This is a genomic window from Streptomyces sp. NPDC001156, assembly GCF_053598275.1.
The window spans coordinates 1-18,354 of record NZ_JBSFJX010000052.1; the positions used below are offsets into that span (position 1 = coordinate 1).

Consider the following 18,354-nt stretch of genomic DNA (forward strand, 5'->3'; position numbering starts at 1 on the left):
GGCCACCCGCCCCGGCAGGCACGCAGCGAGCAACCACCACCGATCTCACCGTCACGATCACCAGCCGATTGCCCGTTACCGGGACACGCTCCTAGCCACACGAACTGGGGCGACGTGTGCAGCTTCACGTCCGCGGCGGGAAGTTCCAGCGCCTCCCGCCACTGCTCGAAGGTCGCCGACGATTGGAGCTGGATGCCGATCCGGGCACCGAAGGAGTACATCGGTTCGTGGATCTTGAGGTATCCGGCGGGCAGGTGGCTGAACTCCTGCGTGATGGACAGGAGCAGCGCGAGGGCGTCGGCTTGTTCGATGATCTGAGGGTTCGGGGCGGTAGTCTCGATGCCCATCGGGGCCTCTCTTCTCTGGTGTAGGGGTCGCCGGGTCGTGGGGCTGCTCGGGCCGGGAAGCTGTGAGCGGCCCTTCGGCGTGTTCAGGTGCTGGTCAGGCGCCGAGTGGGCGGTTTCGCGTGCACTTGCGGCAGGCCATGCGGATCGGCGGGTTGCGGTGCTGGCAGGTCGGGCAGACCCAGCCGAGGAGCGCCCGTCGGCGGTCCCGCATCAGGCGCCTTCCAGGAGCCGTACGAGGGCTGCGGTGACGACGCGGTTGCGTCCGTCGAGCGGCAGCACCCTGACCGGCGACTCGCCGCGCTTGATCAGGTCGTACAGGTAGCCCTTCGAGATGCCGAGCGCGGATGCGGCCTGCGGCACGCTGCACGTGGCAGGCCATGTACGGACCTCGTCGAGCGTCGGCGTCGGCGTCGTCTCGGCCTGCGCGGTCATCGGGCCGCTCCTGCCTCGGTGCCTGCCTCGCCGTTCTCGGCGCCGGCCTCGGCCGTGACTGCCAGCAGGTCTGTGATCTCGCAGCCCAGGGCTTCAGCGAGCCGGTTGAGGACTCGCGGTGAAGCGCCTCGCCGACCGCGCTCGACCACTGACATGTGTGACGGGGTGATCCCGACCTTCGCAGCCAGTTCGACCTGGTTCAGGCCCCGTTCGATGCGGCGGCGCCGCAGTGCCTGATGGTTCTGTAGTGGTGCGGTCATGCTTCAACAGTAGAAGAAAGTTGAGGGAAGTCAAGGACGGAGTAGCGGAAAGTTGAAACCGATTTGTGAAGGATTGGTGCGGAGGGGTTCCCGGCTGTCCCGCAGGGCGGGACTCTGCGAGAGTTGACTGAAGTTGCTAAAACTTCACTGGACTAGACCGGAGTAGGAGAAAGTCATGGGCTCGCCCGAGCACGGCCCCACGGCGCCGCCGCCCGAGGCTGAACTCATCCGCCTCGCCCGCCAGGCCCGCGGTCTCAGCCCAGAGGAAGCCGCGGACCGCACCCCGGTACGCATCGGCGGCTTCCGGTGGCGCCAGATCGAGAACGGCTACAAAGGGAAGGCCGGCGCCTCCGACCTAGTCCGCGCTCCGGACAAGACGCTCGCGCACATGGCGCACACCGTCGGCGTCACGCCCAGCCGGCTCAGCGAGGCCGGCCGCGCCGATGCGGCGGAGATCCTCCGCGAGATCCAGATACAGAAGGCAGGCAAGGCGGCGAGCCTCCCGGACCCGCTGGACAACCTGGACGCGCAGCGGCAGCGCATCATCCTGGACATGCTCCAGCAGTTGCCGCCCGCGGACCGTGGGCCGGCGCTACGCAGACTTGCCGAGCGCGTCGAGGCCGGCGAGCTGGATCGGGGGCCCGACGCCTCTTCAACGGGGCCCGGTTCACGTGCAGTTGAGAAGCGTCCTACCGGATCGTAAAGTTTCAGTCACTTTTCGTGTCTGTGTGAATCACTTGAGTCAACTCCTGTCGCATTGTGTGTATCTCGCACACACGTTGACGTGTGCGGGGCACCGAGTCCCGACGTGTACAGGGGAAGAGAATGATTCTCACCTCAATCATTCTCGCGGCTGGGCTCGGCACCGCTAGCCACATCGCGTATGCGCTGCTTTTCCGGCGGTTGAGGCGCAACCTCGACCGGCAGCTCAGCGACATGCGTGCCGAGCACAACAGCGAATGGATCTTGCGAGCGTTACGAGACGTCCAGGAGGGGGATGGCGACTACGCGGCTTACGCCGCGAACGAAGTGCACCGCTGGAACTACAGCCGGCAGCCGGCCCGCCGTAAGGGGCACCTCGGCCTCTATCTGGGAGGCGGGGGAGGGCTGGCAGCCATGCTGTCGGCGTTCAGGGAAGCAGCGGGACATGCATGGCAGACGCACCGGGCACAGCTCGTAGGCGCCGCCGTTGGGGTCACCGCGGCCTCCACGGCCGCCACCGCGGTGCTCACGTCACTGCCGAACGCACCCGGAACCCTGCCGCCCTCGACCGCGCCGCCCACGCCCGCGGCGGCGACCATCACCAGTACGCCCGTGGACGTGCTGCACGCGACGCACGCGCCGTCCAGGGGCCCGACAGCACCGCCTACCGGCTCTCGGACCGATGACACGCCAACTCCGGTCCCTGCCGCCCCGATCCGCCATACGGTCACGCTGCCGCCCGCGCCGGGGCAGACTGGATTGGCAATCGTGCCGCCCGCGGGCAGCGCCTCGCCGACCGTGTCGGCCGAGGCCCCGACACCCGCGGTTTCTCCGAACGGGGTGACCTTCGTCGCCCGCTCCCCGCGGTGCATCGCCCTCGTCGTGGACCCCGCCCTGCACGCCCAGGCGTGCCTGCAGGAACGGGGGTAACGGCACAACACACCAGAGAGAAGGCCATGCCAGAGATCAAGAAAGTAATGCTGCGGGGCGGTGCCGTCAGGTACCGCTTCGTGGTCGACATCGGATACGAGGTCAAGCGCGACAAGACCACCGGCGAACCGATCGTCGACGAGGCGACCGGTCAACCGGTACTGCAGCGCAAGCAGTTGACCGTCACCAGGGACACCAAGAGGGAAGCGCAGGCCGAGCTCGCCCGCATCGAGAACGCGAAGGCGACCGGCACGTTCATCGCCCCCAGCGACCTCACGGTAGGGGAGTGGATCGACGCGTGGTTGGCCAAGAAGGCCGAGGACCTCGAAGTCACCACCATCAACGCCTACAGCGAGACCCTGCGGCACGCAAAGACCGCGCTCGGGCACGTCCGGCTCCAGGAGCTGACCGAGGAGCAAGTCGAAGCGTGGGTCGGATGGTTGCTCACCTCCGGCCGCGTCCGGGGCAGCCGAGCGGGCACGGGTCTGTCGACGACCACCGTCGACATGGCGCTGGGCCGGCTGAAGGAGGTGTTGGCCCGCGCGGTCACGAAGCGGCTCGTGCACCTGAACGCTGCCGCGAACGTCACTGTCCCGCGCAGAGCACGCAAGCAGGAACGCAAGACGAAGGTCGTCGTCGTGCCGTGGACAGCGGATGAGGTCCGCGCGTTCGTCGCGGGCATTGTCGAGGAGCGGCTGTACGCGCCGCTGCTGCTGTCCCTCATGGGCCTACGACCGGCAGAGGTGTGCGGCCTGCGCTGGTTCGACATCGACCTCGACGCGCGGACCCTGTGGATCGCCAACACGCGCACGCTGATGAACAACAGCGTCGTCGTGGAGAAGGACACCAAGAGCGAGGCCGGCGACCGCGGCCTGCCGCTGCCGGGCGTCGTCGTGGATGCCTTGCGGAAGTTCCGTGCCCAGCAGGCGAAGGAGCGGCTCGCGCTGGGCGCGGACTACGTGGACTCGGGTTACGTGGTCGTCGACGAGGTCGGCCAGGTTCTGAGGATTCGGGAAGTGCGGAAAGAGGCGTACAGGCTCATGGCTGTCCTCGGGCTGCGCAGGGTCCGTCTGTACGATGCGCGCGCGTCGTGCCTGACCTACCTCGCTAACAGCGGCGTCCCGGATCACATCTTGGCGCGGTGGGCCGGGCACACGAACGTGCGGACGACCAAGAAGTGGTACGTGAAGCCAGACACCGAGGATCTCCGCGGCGCCGCCACGGCGTGGGAGGGCCTGGCGAGTGCTCCCACCCCCGGCATGTGAGATTTTGTGAGATGTGAGAGCGTGAGCCGAGTGAGTGAGACGACTGCCGCACCCCTGCAATACCGCTTTGACGGGCCAGAAGACGCCCCGGTCCTGATCTTGGGGCCGTCGCTCGGGACAACATGGCACATGTGGGACCGTCAGGTCCCGGAACTCGCCAGGCAGTGGCGCATCTTCCGCTTCGATCTGCCCGGGCACGGCGGCGCCCCCGCGCACCCGGCGGGCTCCGTCACCGACCTGACCACCCGGCTCCTCGCCACCCTGGACGGCTTCGGTGTGCAGCGCTTCGGCTACGCGGGCTGCGCGCTCGGCGGTGCCATCGGGGTCGAACTGGCGTTGCGCCACCCCGAACGCCTCGCCTCCCTCGCCCTGATCGCCGCCTCCCCCCGCTTCGGCACGGCCGACGAGTTCCGCCAGCGCGGAGTGATCGTCCGGACCAACGGCCTCGACCCGATCGCCCGGACGTCCCCGGAGCACTGGTTCACCTCCGGGTTCGCGGCCGCCCAGCCCGCGATCACCGAGTGGGCGGTGCAGATGGTGCGCACCACGGACCCCGGCTGCTACATCGCGGCCTGCGAGGCGCTCGCCACGTTCGACGCACGGGCCGCACTCGGCCGTATCGGCGTGCCCACCCTCGTCCTGGTCGGCTCCGACGACCAGATCACCGGTCCCGCCCAGGCGCGGACCCTGGTCGCCGGGATACCCGACGCCCGTCTCGCGGTCGTCCCCGGAGCCTCCCATCTGGTGCCCGTCGAGCAGCCCGCGGCGGTCACGGATCTGCTGGTCCACCACTTCTCGACCGCGTGGCAGCCCGGATTCGAGGCGATGACCGGCCAGATGGCGGCGATCACCGCGCCTCCCGTGAAACCGGTCCTGTCCGCGGCGCCGCTGGTGGTCCCTCGGGCCGAGATCGCCCCGGTGGCGGTACCGCTCGAGCCCGGGGGCAGGCCCGATCCGTACGACGCGGGGATCAAGGTCCGCCGCGAGGTGCTCGGTGACGCGCACGTCGACCGGGCGCTCGCCGCGGCGGACGACTTCTCCGGGGACTTCCAGGAGTTCATCACCCGCTACGCGTGGGGCGAGATCTGGGACCGGCCGGGCCTCGACCGGCGGGCGCGCAGCTGTGTCACGCTCACCGCGCTGGTGGCGGGCGGCCACCTGGAGGAACTCGCCTTCCACACCCGGGCGGCCCTGCGCAACGGGCTCACTCCCGGCGAGATCAAGGAAGTGCTGCTCCAGGCCGCGGTCTACTGCGGCGTACCCGCCGCGAACAGCGCGTTCAAGGTGGCTCAGCAGGTCATCCGGGAGGAGACGACTCCACAGGCATGATCGTCAGCCGGGCAGCAGGAGCACCAGGCTCGGCGGGCCCCGGCGGCCCGGGCCGGGGCAGGATGGACGCATGAAGCTCACGAAGAAGTCGCACGCCTGCATCCAGCTCGAGAAGGACGGGCGCAGGCTCGTCATCGACCCGGGCGCCTTCAGTGAGGAGGACGCCGCGGTCGGCGCAGAGGCCATCCTCGTGACGCACGAGCACATGGATCACTTCAGCGAGGAGCGGCTGCGGGCCGGGATGGAGGCGAACCCGGCCGCCGAGATCTGGACGCTCGCGTCCGTGGCGGAGCAGATCTCCGCGGCGTTCCCGGGCCGCGTGCACACCGTTGGCCACGGCGACACGTTCAGCGCCGCCGGCTTCGACGTCCAGGTGCACGGCGAACTGCACGCCGTGATCCACCCGGACATCCCGCGCATCACCAACGTCGGGTACCTCGTCGACGGCGGCAAGGTCTTCCACCCCGGCGACGCGCTCACCGTCCCCGATCAGCCGGTCGAGACGCTGATGCTTCCGGTGATGGCCCCCTGGAACAAGATCGCCGAAGTCATCGACTACGTCCGCGAGGTCGGGCCGCGGCGCGCGTACGACATCCACGACGCCCTTCTGACGGATCTGGCCCGTCCCATCTACGACCACCAGATCGGGGCGCTGGGCGGCGCCGAGCACCTGCGGCTGACGCCGGGGGCGACGGCGGACGTCTGAGCACCGGGAGCCGGGGATGCCGGGCCGCGGGGGTTCCGTGGGACGCGGGGCCGCGTTGTCACACCCGCCGGGTAGGTTGTGAGGCATGCGCATCGCGACCTGGAACGTGAACTCGATCACCGCCCGCCTCCCGAGGCTCCTGGCCTGGCTGGAGAGCAGCGGCACGGACGTGCTGTGCCTGCAGGAGGCCAAGGTCGCCGAGCAGCAGTTCCCCTACGACCAGCTGCGCGAGCTGGGCTACGAGGCGGCGGTCCACGCCACCGGCCGGTGGAACGGCGTCGCGGTGCTCTCCCGCGTCGGCATCGAGGACGTCGTCAAGGGCCTGCCCGGCGACCCCGGCTACGAGGGCGTCGAGGAGCCCCGCGCCCTCTCCGTGACCTGCGGCCCGGTCCGCGTCTGGTCGGTGTACGCGCCGAACGGCCGCGAGGTGGAGCACCCGCACTACGCGTACAAGCTCCAGTGGTTCGAGGCGCTCAAGGCGGCCGTGGCGGGCGACGCCGGCGGCAGCCGCCCGTTCGCGGTGCTCGGCGACTACAACGTGGCGCCGACGGACGACGACGTGTACGACGTCGCTGCCTTCGAGGGCGCCACGCATGTCACCCCTGCCGAGCGCGCGGCCCTGGCCTCCCTGCGTGAGACCGGCCTCGCCGACGTCGTCCCGCGTCCGCTGAAGTACGACCACCCGTTCACGTACTGGGACTACCGTCAGCTCTGCTTCCCCAAGAACCGCGGCATGCGCATCGACCTCGTGTACGGCAACAAGCCGTTCGCGGCGGCGGTCAAGGACGCGTACGTGGACCGGGAGGAGCGCAAGGGCAAGGGCGCCTCCGACCATGCGCCGGTGGTGGTGGACCTGGACGTGTAGGGGGTTGGGAGCTGTTCGTTTTCAGACGTGCATGAGTGTGCACGAGCATGTGCTGGTTCGTGTGTTGCAGCGCGCACGACGCACGGCGGGCGCTGTCAGTGCCCGCCGGTACCGTTCTTCCTGTTGCTGATCAAGCGCTGTGGAGGGAGGGCATCGATGCGTGGTGAGTCGCTGCGCACGATCGCAGCCCCTTTCGTGGCCGTCGGCCCGTCCGGCGTGGCGATCCGCACGGTTTGGGCAGTGTCACTATGGTGCGACCGGTGTCGCCGGTGACACGCTGAGCCTATGAACATCCCCTTCCTGGGCAACTGGCGCAAGAAGCGTGGCCCCGCCTTCGGTGTGGCGGTGTTCTCCGACGACGACACCGACGCGGCCGGTGTCGGCGAACTCCTCTCCGAGTGCGAGTTGTTACGCGCACAGGCCGGGCAGGACGGTGTCGAACTCGACGACTCCGCCGCGTCCCTGGAGGCGCTCGACCAGCTGGTGCCGCGCTGGCGCGACGACGAGGAGATCCTCCCCTGGCTCGGGAACGACGCGGGCCTGTATCTGGGCACGGTGATCGTCCGTACGGTCGCTGGCGCCGCCTGGTCGATCTGGCCGAACGGCCATCCCGTGGTGCGGCTGGCCTCCGGGCGCGAGATCGACGTGGTGGCCGACGGGCACACCTGGGCCGCCACGGGCGCCCCTGAACTCTCCTACGTATACGCCGAGGTGACCGAGGCCTAGCAGTGCCGCGGCCAGTGCCTCGCCTCAGCGCCCGGTAAATACGGCTAATCACCGAAAGGTGCGTGTCGGGTGTCGGGCCCGTTCCCGTCCGGATAGGTTGCGGGGCCTGCGGCACTCGGCGAGTAGGACGGGCTGGGCATGGCGGGCGATCCGCTGATCGAGCTTCACGGCGTGAACAAGTGGTACGGCGACCTGCACGTCCTGCAGAACATCGAGCTCACGGTCGGCAAGGGCGAGGTGGTCGTGGTCGTCGGCCCGTCGGGATCGGGCAAGTCCACGCTCTGCCGGACGATCAACCGGCTGGAGACCATCCAGTCCGGCACGATCAGACTCGACGGCCGGCCGCTGCCCGAGGAGGGCAGGGCACTCGCCCGTCTCCGTGCCGACGTGGGCATGGTCTTCCAGTCCTTCAACCTCTTCGCCCACAAGACCGTCCTCCAGAACGTCTCGCTCGCCCCGGTCAAGGTCCGCCGACGTAGCAGGGATGAGGCCGACCGGCGCTCCCTCGAACTCCTCGACCGCGTCGGCCTGGCTTCCCAGGCGTCGAAGTACCCGGCCCAGCTCTCCGGCGGCCAGCAGCAGCGCGTCGCCATCGCCCGCGCCCTCGCCATGGAGCCCAAGGCGCTTCTGTTCGACGAGCCGACCTCCGCCCTGGACCCCGAGATGATCAACGAGGTCCTGGAGGTCATACGGCGGCTCGCCCGCGACGGGATGACGATGGTCGTGGTCACCCACGAGATGGGTTTCGCTCGCGCCTCCGCCCACCGTGTCGTCTTCATGGCGGAGGGCCGGCTGGTGGAGGACCGCACCCCCGAGGAGTTCTTCACCGATCCGCACAGCGACCGCGCCAAGGACTTCCTGTCCAAGATCCTCAAGCACTGACCGGGGGGTGTGCGATCCGTGATCCGAACCAGATCCGTGTGCCTCGCCCTCGCGCTGCTCGTCGCTTCGGCGGCCGCCGCCTGCGGCAAGGAGGGCAGTCCGCCCACCAAGGGGCCGGCGACGGACAGGCTCCCGCACTACCAAGTGGCCCAGGGGTTCCGGCTCCCCGGCTCGCCCACCTGGGAGCGGGCCAGGAAACGCGGCTACTTCGTCGTCGGCGCCAAGGAGGACCAGCCCTACCTCGGCGAGAAGGACCCGGCCACGGGTATCTACTCCGGGTTCGACATCGAGATCGCGAGGATGATGTCGGCCTCTCTCGGCCTCTCCCCGAAGACGATCCGCTTCCTGACCATCGCCTCCGCCAACCGTGAAACAGCCCTGCAGAACGGGCAGATCGACTACTACGTCGGCACCTACACCATCAACGCCCTGCGCAAGAAGCTCGTCGGATTCGCGGGCCCGTACTTCATGGCCGGCCAGGACCTGCTGGTCCGCCAGGACGAGCACGGCGTCGACGGCCCGCAGGACCTCGACGGCAAACGCGTGTGCTCGGTGGCCGGTTCGACTCCGTACCAGCGCATCAAGAAGGAGTACCCGAAGGCGGCCCTGGTCGCCTACGACACCTACTCCGTCTGCGTCGACAACCTGCTCACGTACCAGGTCGACGCCGTCACCACCGACGACGCCATCCTCATCGGCTTCGCGGCGAAGGCCCCGAAGGAACTCAGGGTAGTCGGCAGGCCCTTCTCCAAGGAGCCCTACGGCATCGGCGTTCCGCGCAGCGACAACTCCCTCCGATTCGCCCTCGACGACGCGCTGGAGGCCCGTATCAAGGACGGCGACTGGAAGAAGGCGTTCGAGGCGACGCTCGGCCTGTCCGGGGTGCCCGCGCCCACCCCGCCCGCGATCGACCGCTATCCGGCGACCTGAACGAGGCACGTGTGAAGGTACTGACCGACAACCTCTCCGTCTTCGCCGAGGGCTTCCTCGGCACCGTCGAACTCACCGTCTACTCCTCGCTGCTGGCCCTCACGCTCGGCTTCGTGATGGCCTCCTTCCGGGTCGCGCCCGTGCGCTCCCTGAGGGCCTTCGGCACCGCGTGGGTGACGGTCCTGCGCAACACCCCGCTCACCCTGCTGTTCTTCGCGGTCCTGCTCGGGCTGCCGCGCTTTGGGCTCGTGCTGCCCTTCATGGTGTTCGCCGTGCTGGCACTCGGCTGCTACACCTCGGCGTTCGTCTGCGAGGCACTGCGCTCCGGCATCAACACGGTGCCGACCGGCCAGGGCGAGGCGGCGCGCAGTCTCGGGATGACCTTCCGGCAGACCCTGTCGCACATCGTGCTGCCGCAGGCCTTCCGCTCGGTGATCCCGCCGGTCGGCTCGATCCTGATCGCGCTGGCCAAGAACTCGGCGATCGCGGGCGCCTTCAGCGTGACCGAACTGCTCGGCACCTACCGGACGTTGAGCGAGCTCGGCTACAACGTCGTCTGGACGTTCTTCTGGATCGCCGTCGGCTATCTGGTCATCACCGGCGCCATCAGCGCGCTCTTCAACCTCCTGGAGCGCCGCTGGGGAATCGCCCGATGACCGGCAAGGCCGCGGTCACCACGGCCCTCTACGACATCCCCGGCCCCCGGGCCCGGCAACGGCACCGCTTCTTCGCGGCCGTTGCCGCCGTCGTCCTTCTCGGAATCGTCGCCTGGATCGTGTATCTCCTCGTCGACACCGGCCAGTTCTCGTACACGAAGTGGATGCCCTTCGAGTACAAGGGAATTCAGGAGCTTCTGCTGCGAGGCCTCGGCAACACGCTCAAGGCCTTCTCGATGGCGGCCGTGCTCTCGCTGGCCCTCGGCGGGGTCCTCGCCACCGGACGCCTCTCCGAACACGCCCCCGTACGCTGGCTGTCGACGCTCGTCGTCGAGTTCTTCCGCGCCATGCCGCTGCTGGTGATGATCTTCTTCATCTTCGTGGCGCTGAAGGTGCAGCCCCTGCCCGCACTGGTCGCGGGACTCACCCTCTACAACGGGTCGGTGCTCGCCGAGGTGTTCCGCTCCGGGATCGCCTCGGTGGACCGAGGCCAGCGGGAGGCCGCCTACGCGCTCGGCATGCGCAAGACGCAGGTCATGTCGTACGTCCTTGTGCCGCAGGCCGTACGGGCCATGCTGCCCGCCATCATCAGCCAGTTGGTGGTGGCGCTGAAGGACACCTCCCTCGGGTTTCTGATCACCTATGAGGAGTTTCTTCACGCCGGGAAGCTCATCGCCTCGAACCTCGACTACGATTTGCCGTTCATCCCTGTGGTGTTGGTGATCTCACCGATCTACATCGGGATGTGCATGGTGCTCTCGCGGGTCGCGCAATGGGCGTCCCGGTGGGAGCGGCGCAGTCCCAAGACCGAGGCCGTGGACATCGCCACGGCCGGGGCGGGGACGTTGCTGCCGGGTGGGATTCCCCCCACGGCCCCGGGACCGTAGGGGGAGGAGGGCGGCAGCCACAGGGCCAGGCCCGGCCGGCGCCGGCCGGAGATCACTGCTCGCGCAGCGGAACGGACGCATAGGACGGATCGTCCGCCGGCGATGAGAAGGTCAGCTGCGCGCCGGACGGGTTGTGCTCGATGTACAGCGGGTCGACCGTGTCGACGACCAGGGCGAGCCGGTGCCCGGCCGGGACGTCGTAGGCCGTGGAGAACAGCTCCAGGTCGACGCCGAACGGCTGGCCGGGCGTCTGCCCGTACCAGGTGTACGGCGCGTTGCTGACCAGCTTGCCGAGGCCGAGCGGGCCCACGTCGTACAGGTACGCGACGAGGGTGCCGCTCTCCTTGGTGCCGGTGACCGTGGTGTGCAGCCTCACCGTGCCGCGGATCCGCTGGGCGGTGGCGGACTTCTGCGACTGCCAGACGGCGGCCCAGCGGCGCGGGAGGAGAGGGATGGAGGCGATCGGGGGCACCCGCGCCACCTGGTCGAGGATGCTGGAGAGGAAGATGACCCCGCCGTCGGCGCCGGAATCGACGTTCGCGTGGATCGTGGTGGTACCGGCGAGGTCGATCTTCCTGCTGGTCGCGGCCACCGACTTCCAGTCCGGGTAGCCCTCGTAGCCGTCCGTGGAACGGGACTTGAGCTGTACGGGTTGCTCCCTGTCGATGCCGTTGTCCACACCCTTGAGGTAGTGGTCCAGCCACCGCTGCGTGTCGCCCCACACGTCGTTGGGCAGCCCGAACAGTCCGGGCAGCTCGGCGGTGGCGTGGTCGCCGGGCCGCAGTTCGAGTCTCTTCGGGACCTTCAGCTTCTCGTAGAAGTCCGCGTATCCGTTGACCGGGAAGATCGTGTCGCCCCAGGCGTTGGCGAGCATGATCGCCGCGCCGTTCCTGTTGAGCTGATCGAGGTAGGTGGCGGGCGAGCGCTTCTTGCCCCAGGCGATGAGTTCCTGTTCCTTGGCCAGGTTGGAGGCGTAGAAGTCGTTGAACACCTGCCTGACTTCGGGGCTCTCCCGGCCGGTGAGCGTCGCCGCACCGTCCAGCAGGGCCGCCGCCTGCAGATGCTGGGTGCGGCCGGAGTAGATCGAGCCGATCAGGTCCGACCAGCCGCTGAGCGAGGCGACCGCCTTGATGCGCTTGTCGTGCGCGGCGGCCAACAGGCTGATGCCGGCGCCGTAGGAGACGCCCGCCATGCCGATGTGCCGGGCGTCGGAAGGTGTGTTGGCGAGCGCCCAGTCGATGACCTTGGAGGCGTCCGCTATGTCGGGCGGCCCCGCCACTTCTATCTCGCCGCCGGACTGCCAGAACCCGCGGACGTTGTAAGCGACCACGACGTAACCGGAGTCGGCGAGCTTCTGGGCCTGGGCGAGGTATTCGACCTGCGGCAGACCCCAGCTCGTCGGAAGCACGACGAGCGGATAGCGTCGCGTGCCGTCGGCGCCTTGGGGCGTGGCGACGTTCGCCTTGAGGACGGTGCCGCCGTCGCCGGCGATGTCGACGAACCGCACGGCACCGGAGGCCTGAGCGGCAGGGGCGAGCCCAAGGGCACTGCCGGCGATCAGCGTCGCCGAGACGGCACCCACGGCGGTCGTACGCAGGGCCTTGCGTGAAGTTCCCACGGGTCACTCCTCACTCGTTCAGTGCAAAGTGACCAGACGGTAACCTCAAGCCATTACCGGAGGTAACCCGTCGGTAAGTTACGTGGGAGTAACGATTGTTGACGTGCGGACGGACCTAGGCGGCACGGTGGGAGTTACGGGGCGCCGGCACCGGAGCGGGAGCCTGGGCGGCCCGGGTGACGTCCTTCACCAGTTCGACCACATCTGGCCCGTACGCCTGCGAGTTGACGACCTTCAGCAGCAGGACGAAGGAGTTGCCGCCGTGCTTGCGCGCCAGTCGCTCGTGATGGCGCGCGAGATAGCGCGTCGCCGCCTGGTTGGTGATCGCGCGCTGGCCGCAGAACAGGAAGACCGGCCGCGCGCCGTGCCCCTGGTCCGCGGTGAGCCGCGCGAGGATCACGAACTCGGCCTTGCCGGCCTCCAGTCCGTAGCGCTCGCCGCCTATCCTGAACGCCCCTCGCTCCGGGCCCGGTTCGGGGTCGGTGTTCACCTCGATGCCCGGTAGCAGGGAGTGCAGATGCGCCGCCATCCGGCGGTTCGACGCCGGGCCGCCGACACAGAACTCGGTACGCTCGCCGAAGCCCTGCTGGGCCGCGTCGTGCGCTATGACCTGGGCGTTGGCGCCGCAGTCCTTGATGAGCGCGGACAACTCCAGCAGCGCGAACACGTCGTGGCGCGTCACCGTCAGCTCGGGGCCGCCCGCGTCGCGGTTGACCACCAGCAGCGACTCGGAGTTGTCGGGCAGCCCGAAGAATGCCTGCTTGCGGCGGAGTTTCCGCCTCCAGAGATACGTACGGGCCAGCCAGCCGAGGGCCGCGCTGATGCCGGCCGCGACCACTCCCAGGACGATATTGCGCACGTCGTCGTTCATGGGCGCGCATGCTAGCGGGCCAAGATGGACCGGTGTTCGATGGGACTGACGGGACCATGGCAATCCGGTTACGCTCGGCGGACGGTCGCGGCGAGTGAGCCAATGGGGCGCGCCGGTGTCGAGGGGCCATGGGGCCGCCTCCCGTGCGAGCGAAACCGGGCGCGGGGGAGCGCGGAGACCTGAAGGGCTGAGCACAACCGGGCCCTGGACACCGGCTGCGGCACCCGGAGGCGAGCCCAGCCATGGAGGAGCCTGGAGGTACGAATGCGTCGCCCTGTCGCACGGAATCTGGCGGTCCTGGCGGTCTCAGCCGCCATGGTGTCGGTGGGAGCGGCGGCCCCGCCGCAGGCCGCCCGCCCGGCTCCCGGAAAGGTCCCCGTGGCCGTGGGCTACGGCGGTGCCGTGTCCAGCGTCGACGCGGACGCCACAGCCGCCGGTATCGAGGTTCTCAGAAAGGGCGGCAACGCGGTGGACGCGGCCGTCGCCACGGCCGCCGCGCTCGGCGTCACCGAGCCCTACTCCGCGGGCATCGGCGGAGGCGGCTACTTCGTCTACTACGACGCCAAGTCGCGCACCGTCCACACGATCGACGGCCGGGAGACGGCCCCCCTCACCGCGGACTCCCGCCTCTTCGTGGAGAACGGCAAGGCGCTCGCCTTCGCCGACGCGGTCAGCAGCGGGCTGAGTGTGGGCACCCCGGGCACGGCCGCGACCTGGCAGAAGGCGCTGGACGAATGGGGCACCGAGCGCCTTCGCACCGTCCTGAAGCCGGCCGAGCGGATAGCCCGCGACGGGTTCACCGTCGACGACACCTTCCGCTCGCAGACCGCGTCCAACGAGACCCGCTTCCGGTACTTCCCGGACACGGCCGAGCTGTTCCTGCCGGGAGGGCAGCTCCCCGCGGTCGGCTCCAGCTTCAAGAACCCCGACCTCGCCCGGACCTACGAGGAGCTGGGCCGCAAGGGCATCGGCGCGATCTACCACGGCGACCTCGGCGAGGACATCGTCGCCACCGTGAACAAGCCGCCCGTCGACCCGGCCGCGGGCTGGAACGCCCGCCCGGGCAGGCTCTCCGAGCAGGACCTCGCGGCGTACCGCGCGAAGCTCCAGGCGCCCACGAGGACCTCGTACCGCGGTCTGGACGTCTACTCGATCGCGCCCTCCTCCTCCGGCGGCACGACGGTCGGCGAGGCCCTCAACATCCTGGAGCGGACGGACCTGTCCAAGGCGAGCGAGGTCCAGTATCTGCACCACTTCATCGAGGCGAGCCGCATCGCGTTCGCGGACCGGGGGCGCTGGGTCGGCGACCCCGTCTACGAGGACGTGCCGACGAAGGAGCTGCTGTCGCAGAAGTACGCCGACTCGCGCGCGTGCCTGATCAAGGACGACGCGGTGCTCACCAGCCCGCTCGCGCCGGGCGACCCTCGCCACCCGGCGGCCTGCGGCAGTGGGGGCAAGGCCGCCCCCACCACGTACGAGGGTGAGAACACCACCCACCTCACGGTCGCCGACAAGTGGGGCAACGTCGTCTCCTACACGCTCACCATCGAGCAGACCGGCGGCAGCGCGATCACCGTCCCGGGCCGCGGCTTCCTCCTCAACAACGAGCTCACGGACTTCTCCTTCACGCCCGCCGACCCGGCCGTCCACGACCCGAACCTGCCCGGCCCCGGCAAGCGCCCGCGCTCCTCGATCTCGCCGACGATCGTGCTCGACAAGCAGGGCCGGCCGGTCGTGGCGCTCGGCTCGCCCGGCGGCGCCACCATCATCACGACCGTGCTGCAGACCCTGACCGGCTTCCTCGACCGGCATCTGCCGCTCGTGGACGCGATCGCCGCACCGCGGGTCAGCCAGCGCAACGCCGCCCAGACCGAACTCGAACCCGGCCTCTACGACAGTCCCCTGCGGGCACAGCTCGAGGCGATCGGCCACTCCTTCAAGCTGAATCCGGAGATCGGCGCCGCCACCGGTGTGCAGCGGCTGCCCGACGGCAAGTGGCTCGCGGCGGCCGAGAAGGCACGGCGCGGCGGCGGGTCCGCCATGGTGGTGAACCCGGTGCCGTAGCGGCCACGCGGCTCACTCGGGGCGGGCGGCCCCGTTCCCTTCGGGGCGGGCCGTCTCGCCGCCCTGCACAGCGGGGGGTGCCGTGGCCGGCTCCGTGGCGGTGCCCTGGGGCGCGGAGCCCGTCCCGTCCGACCGTGCGGCGGGCGGCTCGGTGCGGAAGGCGAGGTCGCCTTCCGCGACGTCCACCACGACCCGGCCGCCCCGCTCGATATGGCCGTCCAGCAGCAGCCGGGAGAGCTTGTTGTCGACCTCCCGCTGGATGGTGCGGCGCAGCGGCCGGGCACCGTACTCCGGCTGGAAGCCGCGCTGTGCCAGCCAGTCGACGGCCGCCTCGGTGAACGTGACGTGGATGTCCTGGGCGTGCAGCCGGCGGCGTGTCTTGTCGAGCATCAGGTCCGTGATGCGCCGCAGCTGCTCGGCCGTCAGTTGCCGGAAGATCACGATCTCGTCGATGCGGTTGAGGAACTCGGGCCGGAAGTGCTCGCGCAGCGGACGCAGGATCTGCTCCCGGCGCGCCTCCTCGTCCGCGTCCGGGCCGCCCGGACCGAACCCGATGCCGGCGCCGCGCCGGGTGATGGCCTCGGAGCCGAGGTTGCTGGTCATGACGATGACGGTGTTGGTGAAGTCCACCGTGCGGCCCTGGGCGTCGGTGAGGCGGCCGTCGTCGAGGACCTGGAGCAGGATGTTGAAGACGTCCGGGTGCGCCTTCTCGACCTCGTCGAGCAGCAGCAGCGAGTACGGGTGCCGCCGCACCACCTCGGTGAGCTGGCCGGCCTCCTCGTGCCCGACGTACCCGGGCGGGGCGCCGACCAGGCGGCTGACGGTGTGCCGCTCCTGGTACTCGCTCATGTCGAGCCGCACCATGCGCTCCTCGCTGCCGAACAGCACCTCGGCCAGCGCGCGGGCCAGTTCGGTCTTGCCGACGCCGGTCGGACCGAGGAAGAGGAAGCTGCCGATCGGCCGTTCGGGGCTGGACAGGCCTGCGCGAGAGCGCAGCACCGAATCGGCGACCACGCTGACCGCCTCGTCCTGCCCGACGACCCGCTGGTGCAGATGCTGTTCGAGCTGGAGCAGCCGTTCCTTCTCCTCCTCGGTGAGCCGGCTGACCGGGATGCCGGTGAGCCGGGAGACGACCTCGGCGATGGCCTCGGCGGTCACCTCCAGGTGCTGGCCCTCGTCGGCCTGGGTGTCTCCGGAGGCCTGCCCGATCCGCTCCTTCAGCCCGGTGATCCGGTCCCGCAATTGCGTGGCCTGTTCGTACTGCTCGTCGGCCACCGCCTGGTCCTTGTCCCTGGTCAGCTGTTCGACCTCGCGCTCCATGGCCCGTACGTCCGTGCCCTTGGTCCGGGCGCGCAGCCGCACCCGGGCCCCGGCCTGGTCGATGAGGTCGATCGCCTTGTCCGGCAGATGACGGTCGGTGAGATAGCGGTCGGAGAGTTCGACGGCCGCGACCAGCGCCTCGTCGGTGTAGCGGACCTGGTGGTGCGCCTCGTAGCGGTCGCGCAGTCCACGCAGGATCTCGATGGCGTCCGTGACGGACGGCTCGGGAACCAGGATCGGCTGGAAGCGGCGGGCCAGCGCCGCGTCCTTCTCGATACGGCGGTACTCCACCAGCGTGGTGGCGCCCACGACATGCAGTTCACCGCGGGCCAGGGCGGGCTTGAGTATGTTGCCCGCGTCCATGGACCCGCCCTCCGTGCCGCCGCCACCGGCGCCCACCACGGTGTGCAGCTCGTCGATGAAGACGATCAATTCGTCCGAGTGCGCGCGGATCTCGCCCACGATGTTGTTGAGCCGCTCCTCGAAGTCGCCCCGGTAGCGGGTGCCGGCGACCACCCCGGTCAGGTCCAGGGCGACGACCCGGCGGCCGAGGAGGATGTCGGGCACGTCGCCGTCGGCGATGCGCTGGGCGAGTCCCTCCACGATGGCGGTCTTGCCGACGCCCGCGTCTCCGATGAGCACGGGGTTGTTCTTGCCCCGGCGGGAGAGCACCTCGATGGTCTGCTCGATCTCCTCGTCCCGCCCGATCACGGGATCGATACGGCCCTGGCGCGCGAGGCCGGTGAGATCGTGGCCGTACTTGTCGAGAGTGGGGGTCGGGCTGGGCCGCGGCCGCTCCGGACGTGCCTGCGCGGCCTCCCCGACCTCGGGCGGCGGGGAGGGAGGCGCGAAGTGCGCGGAGTGCAGGATGTGCCCGGCGGCCGAGTCCGGGTTCGCGGCCAGGGCGCTGAGCACATGCTCCGGGCCGATGTACCCGGCGCCGCTCGCCCGGGCCAGTTCGTGCGCGTCCAGCAGGGCGCGTTTGACGGCGGGCGTCAGGGAGAGCGAGGTGGGCGGCGGCGCCTCGCGCGAGCCCTGGGGCGGGCCGGACCGCTGGTCGATCTCCGTCGCCAGTGAGTCGGGATCCGTTCCGGCACGGCTGAGCAGGCTCCGGGTGGGTTCGGCGGCGAGCGCGGCGCGCAGGAGGTGCTGGGTGTCGAGATCGCGGCTGCCGTGCTGGGCCGCGTACTGCGCCGCCCCGACGACCAGTTGCCGGGCGGGCTCGCTCAGCAGCCGTCCGAGATCGATCTGCCGGGGACCGGGACGCTGTCCGCCGAAGATCCGGGAGAAGAACTCTGCGAAGGGGTCCGAGCCGTAGCCCTGCGGACCGTTGAACCCGCTGGTCATGGCCATCCGTTCCGGCGTCCCGGCGGGGCCCGGGACACGCTCGTTGATCGACGTGCCGGTGCCGGGTGCCCGGGCGGGGCCCGGCTACACCTGTGGGGCGCACCTGCCGCTCGTACCACGATGGCACGATCCCCTGCGGCGGGCACCTTCGGAGCCGCGTGCCGGGAGGCCGCCTGCGATCTCCGCGGCGCTCATGGCCGAACGGGTTCGCGCAGCT

Annotated in this window: 18 protein-coding genes; 12 read left to right on the forward strand and 6 right to left on the reverse strand. The window is 69.8% G+C overall.

What is annotated here, in order from left to right; genetic code table 11:
- The 3 genes from ACWDA7_RS23855 to ACWDA7_RS23865 all read right to left on the reverse strand — a co-directional run.
- The coding region (locus tag ACWDA7_RS23855; RefSeq protein ID WP_450606239.1) for a hypothetical protein at positions 1-347 on the reverse strand (347 nt) is incomplete at its 3' end.
- Positions 348-557: 210 nt separating this feature from the next.
- The gene (locus ACWDA7_RS23860) at positions 558-779 is read right to left on the reverse strand and encodes a DNA-binding protein (protein ID WP_450606240.1); all 222 of its coding nucleotides are present in this window, start codon (positions 777-779) and stop codon (positions 558-560) included.
- Positions 776-1,039 carry a helix-turn-helix domain-containing protein gene (locus ACWDA7_RS23865; RefSeq protein WP_450606241.1) on the reverse strand — a complete coding sequence of 88 codons (264 nt, stop codon included), beginning with the start codon at positions 1,037-1,039 and terminating at the stop codon, positions 776-778. Before ACWDA7_RS23865 ends, ACWDA7_RS23860 begins: the two co-directional genes overlap by 4 nt.
- A gap of 175 nt (positions 1,040-1,214) precedes the next feature.
- Here ACWDA7_RS23865 and ACWDA7_RS23870 point away from each other — a divergent pair, with 175 nt between their 5' ends.
- The 11 genes from ACWDA7_RS23870 to ACWDA7_RS23920 all read left to right on the forward strand — a co-directional run bounded on the left by ACWDA7_RS23870 (position 1,215) and on the right by ACWDA7_RS23920 (position 10,917).
- Entirely contained in the window at positions 1,215-1,742 is a 528-nt protein-coding gene (locus tag ACWDA7_RS23870; protein ID WP_450606242.1) for a hypothetical protein, read from the forward strand.
- A 122-nt stretch (positions 1,743-1,864) separates the two neighbouring features.
- Complete coding sequence (locus ACWDA7_RS23875) at positions 1,865-2,671, forward strand: hypothetical protein (RefSeq protein WP_450606243.1); 807 nt, start codon at positions 1,865-1,867, stop codon at positions 2,669-2,671.
- Positions 2,672-2,697: 26 nt separating this feature from the next.
- A complete protein-coding gene (locus ACWDA7_RS23880; RefSeq protein ID WP_450606244.1) occupies positions 2,698-3,936 on the forward strand; it encodes a site-specific integrase in 1,239 nt (412 codons plus the stop codon).
- Positions 3,937-3,966: 30 nt separating this feature from the next.
- Entirely contained in the window at positions 3,967-5,265 is a 1,299-nt protein-coding gene (gene pcaDC, locus ACWDA7_RS23885) for a bifunctional 3-oxoadipate enol-lactonase/4-carboxymuconolactone decarboxylase PcaDC (RefSeq protein WP_450606245.1), read from the forward strand.
- A 70-nt stretch (positions 5,266-5,335) separates the two neighbouring features.
- Entirely contained in the window at positions 5,336-5,971 is a 636-nt protein-coding gene (locus tag ACWDA7_RS23890) for an MBL fold metallo-hydrolase (protein WP_450606246.1), read from the forward strand.
- A gap of 85 nt (positions 5,972-6,056) precedes the next feature.
- Positions 6,057-6,836, forward strand: coding sequence for an exodeoxyribonuclease III (locus ACWDA7_RS23895; RefSeq protein ID WP_450606247.1), 780 nt, complete (start codon positions 6,057-6,059; stop codon positions 6,834-6,836).
- Between the two features lie 285 nt (positions 6,837-7,121).
- Entirely contained in the window at positions 7,122-7,562 is a 441-nt protein-coding gene (locus tag ACWDA7_RS23900) for a DUF6278 family protein (protein WP_359403739.1), read from the forward strand.
- Positions 7,563-7,700: 138 nt separating this feature from the next.
- Positions 7,701-8,444 (forward strand): amino acid ABC transporter ATP-binding protein, encoded by a 744-nt coding sequence (locus ACWDA7_RS23905; RefSeq protein WP_450606248.1) that lies wholly within the window; start codon positions 7,701-7,703, stop codon positions 8,442-8,444.
- A gap of 18 nt (positions 8,445-8,462) precedes the next feature.
- The gene (locus ACWDA7_RS23910) at positions 8,463-9,374 is read left to right on the forward strand and encodes a glutamate ABC transporter substrate-binding protein (RefSeq protein ID WP_450606249.1); all 912 of its coding nucleotides are present in this window, start codon (positions 8,463-8,465) and stop codon (positions 9,372-9,374) included.
- Between the two features lie 11 nt (positions 9,375-9,385).
- A complete protein-coding gene (locus ACWDA7_RS23915; RefSeq protein ID WP_450606250.1) occupies positions 9,386-10,030 on the forward strand; it encodes an amino acid ABC transporter permease in 645 nt (214 codons plus the stop codon).
- Positions 10,027-10,917: an amino acid ABC transporter permease gene (locus tag ACWDA7_RS23920; protein ID WP_450606251.1), complete on the forward strand. Its 891-nt coding sequence runs from the start codon at positions 10,027-10,029 to the stop codon at positions 10,915-10,917. The genes ACWDA7_RS23915 and ACWDA7_RS23920 overlap by 4 nt, the downstream gene beginning before the upstream one ends.
- Positions 10,918-10,969: 52 nt before the next feature.
- Here ACWDA7_RS23920 and ACWDA7_RS23925 read toward each other — a convergent pair whose 3' ends face one another.
- Both ACWDA7_RS23925 and ACWDA7_RS23930 read right to left on the reverse strand, forming a co-directional pair.
- Positions 10,970-12,535 carry a CocE/NonD family hydrolase gene (locus tag ACWDA7_RS23925; protein WP_450606252.1) on the reverse strand — a complete coding sequence of 522 codons (1,566 nt, stop codon included), beginning with the start codon at positions 12,533-12,535 and terminating at the stop codon, positions 10,970-10,972.
- Positions 12,536-12,650: 115 nt separating this feature from the next.
- Positions 12,651-13,406, reverse strand: coding sequence for a hypothetical protein (locus tag ACWDA7_RS23930; protein ID WP_450606253.1), 756 nt, complete (start codon positions 13,404-13,406; stop codon positions 12,651-12,653).
- Positions 13,407-13,670: 264 nt separating this feature from the next.
- Here ACWDA7_RS23930 and ggt point away from each other — a divergent pair, with 264 nt between their 5' ends.
- Positions 13,671-15,470 carry a gamma-glutamyltransferase gene (ggt, locus tag ACWDA7_RS23935; RefSeq protein WP_450606254.1) on the forward strand — a complete coding sequence of 600 codons (1,800 nt, stop codon included), beginning with the start codon at positions 13,671-13,673 and terminating at the stop codon, positions 15,468-15,470.
- Positions 15,471-15,482: 12 nt separating this feature from the next.
- Here the strand turns inward: ggt and ACWDA7_RS23940 are convergent, their stop codons facing one another.
- On the reverse strand, positions 15,483-18,137 hold the full coding sequence (locus ACWDA7_RS23940; RefSeq protein WP_450606255.1) for an ATP-dependent Clp protease ATP-binding subunit: 2,655 nt from the start codon (positions 18,135-18,137) through the stop codon (positions 15,483-15,485).
- Between the last annotated feature and the right edge of the window lie 217 nt (positions 18,138-18,354).

What these genes read in the sequence shown, in the direction of transcription:
- ACWDA7_RS23860 (WP_450606240.1), bottom strand. Translation starts at nt 779, where the DNA reads ATGACCGCGCAGGCCGAGACGACGCCGACGCCGACGCTCGACGAGGTC.
- ACWDA7_RS23865 (WP_450606241.1), bottom strand. Translation starts at nt 1,039, where the DNA reads ATGACCGCACCACTACAGAACCATCAGGCACTGCGGCGCCGCCGCATC.
- ACWDA7_RS23870 (WP_450606242.1), top strand. Translation starts at nt 1,215, where the DNA reads ATGGGCTCGCCCGAGCACGGCCCCACGGCGCCGCCGCCCGAGGCTGAA.
- ACWDA7_RS23875 (WP_450606243.1), top strand. Translation starts at nt 1,865, where the DNA reads ATGATTCTCACCTCAATCATTCTCGCGGCTGGGCTCGGCACCGCTAGC.
- ACWDA7_RS23880 (WP_450606244.1), top strand. Translation starts at nt 2,698, where the DNA reads ATGCCAGAGATCAAGAAAGTAATGCTGCGGGGCGGTGCCGTCAGGTAC.
- ACWDA7_RS23890 (WP_450606246.1), top strand. Translation starts at nt 5,336, where the DNA reads ATGAAGCTCACGAAGAAGTCGCACGCCTGCATCCAGCTCGAGAAGGAC.
- ACWDA7_RS23895 (WP_450606247.1), top strand. Translation starts at nt 6,057, where the DNA reads ATGCGCATCGCGACCTGGAACGTGAACTCGATCACCGCCCGCCTCCCG.
- ACWDA7_RS23900 (WP_359403739.1), top strand. Translation starts at nt 7,122, where the DNA reads ATGAACATCCCCTTCCTGGGCAACTGGCGCAAGAAGCGTGGCCCCGCC.
- ACWDA7_RS23905 (WP_450606248.1), top strand. Translation starts at nt 7,701, where the DNA reads ATGGCGGGCGATCCGCTGATCGAGCTTCACGGCGTGAACAAGTGGTAC.
- ACWDA7_RS23920 (WP_450606251.1), top strand. Translation starts at nt 10,027, where the DNA reads ATGACCGGCAAGGCCGCGGTCACCACGGCCCTCTACGACATCCCCGGC.
- ACWDA7_RS23930 (WP_450606253.1), bottom strand. Translation starts at nt 13,406, where the DNA reads ATGAACGACGACGTGCGCAATATCGTCCTGGGAGTGGTCGCGGCCGGC.
- ggt (WP_450606254.1), top strand. Translation starts at nt 13,671, where the DNA reads ATGCGTCGCCCTGTCGCACGGAATCTGGCGGTCCTGGCGGTCTCAGCC.
- ACWDA7_RS23940 (WP_450606255.1), bottom strand. Translation starts at nt 18,137, where the DNA reads ATGACCAGCGGGTTCAACGGTCCGCAGGGCTACGGCTCGGACCCCTTC.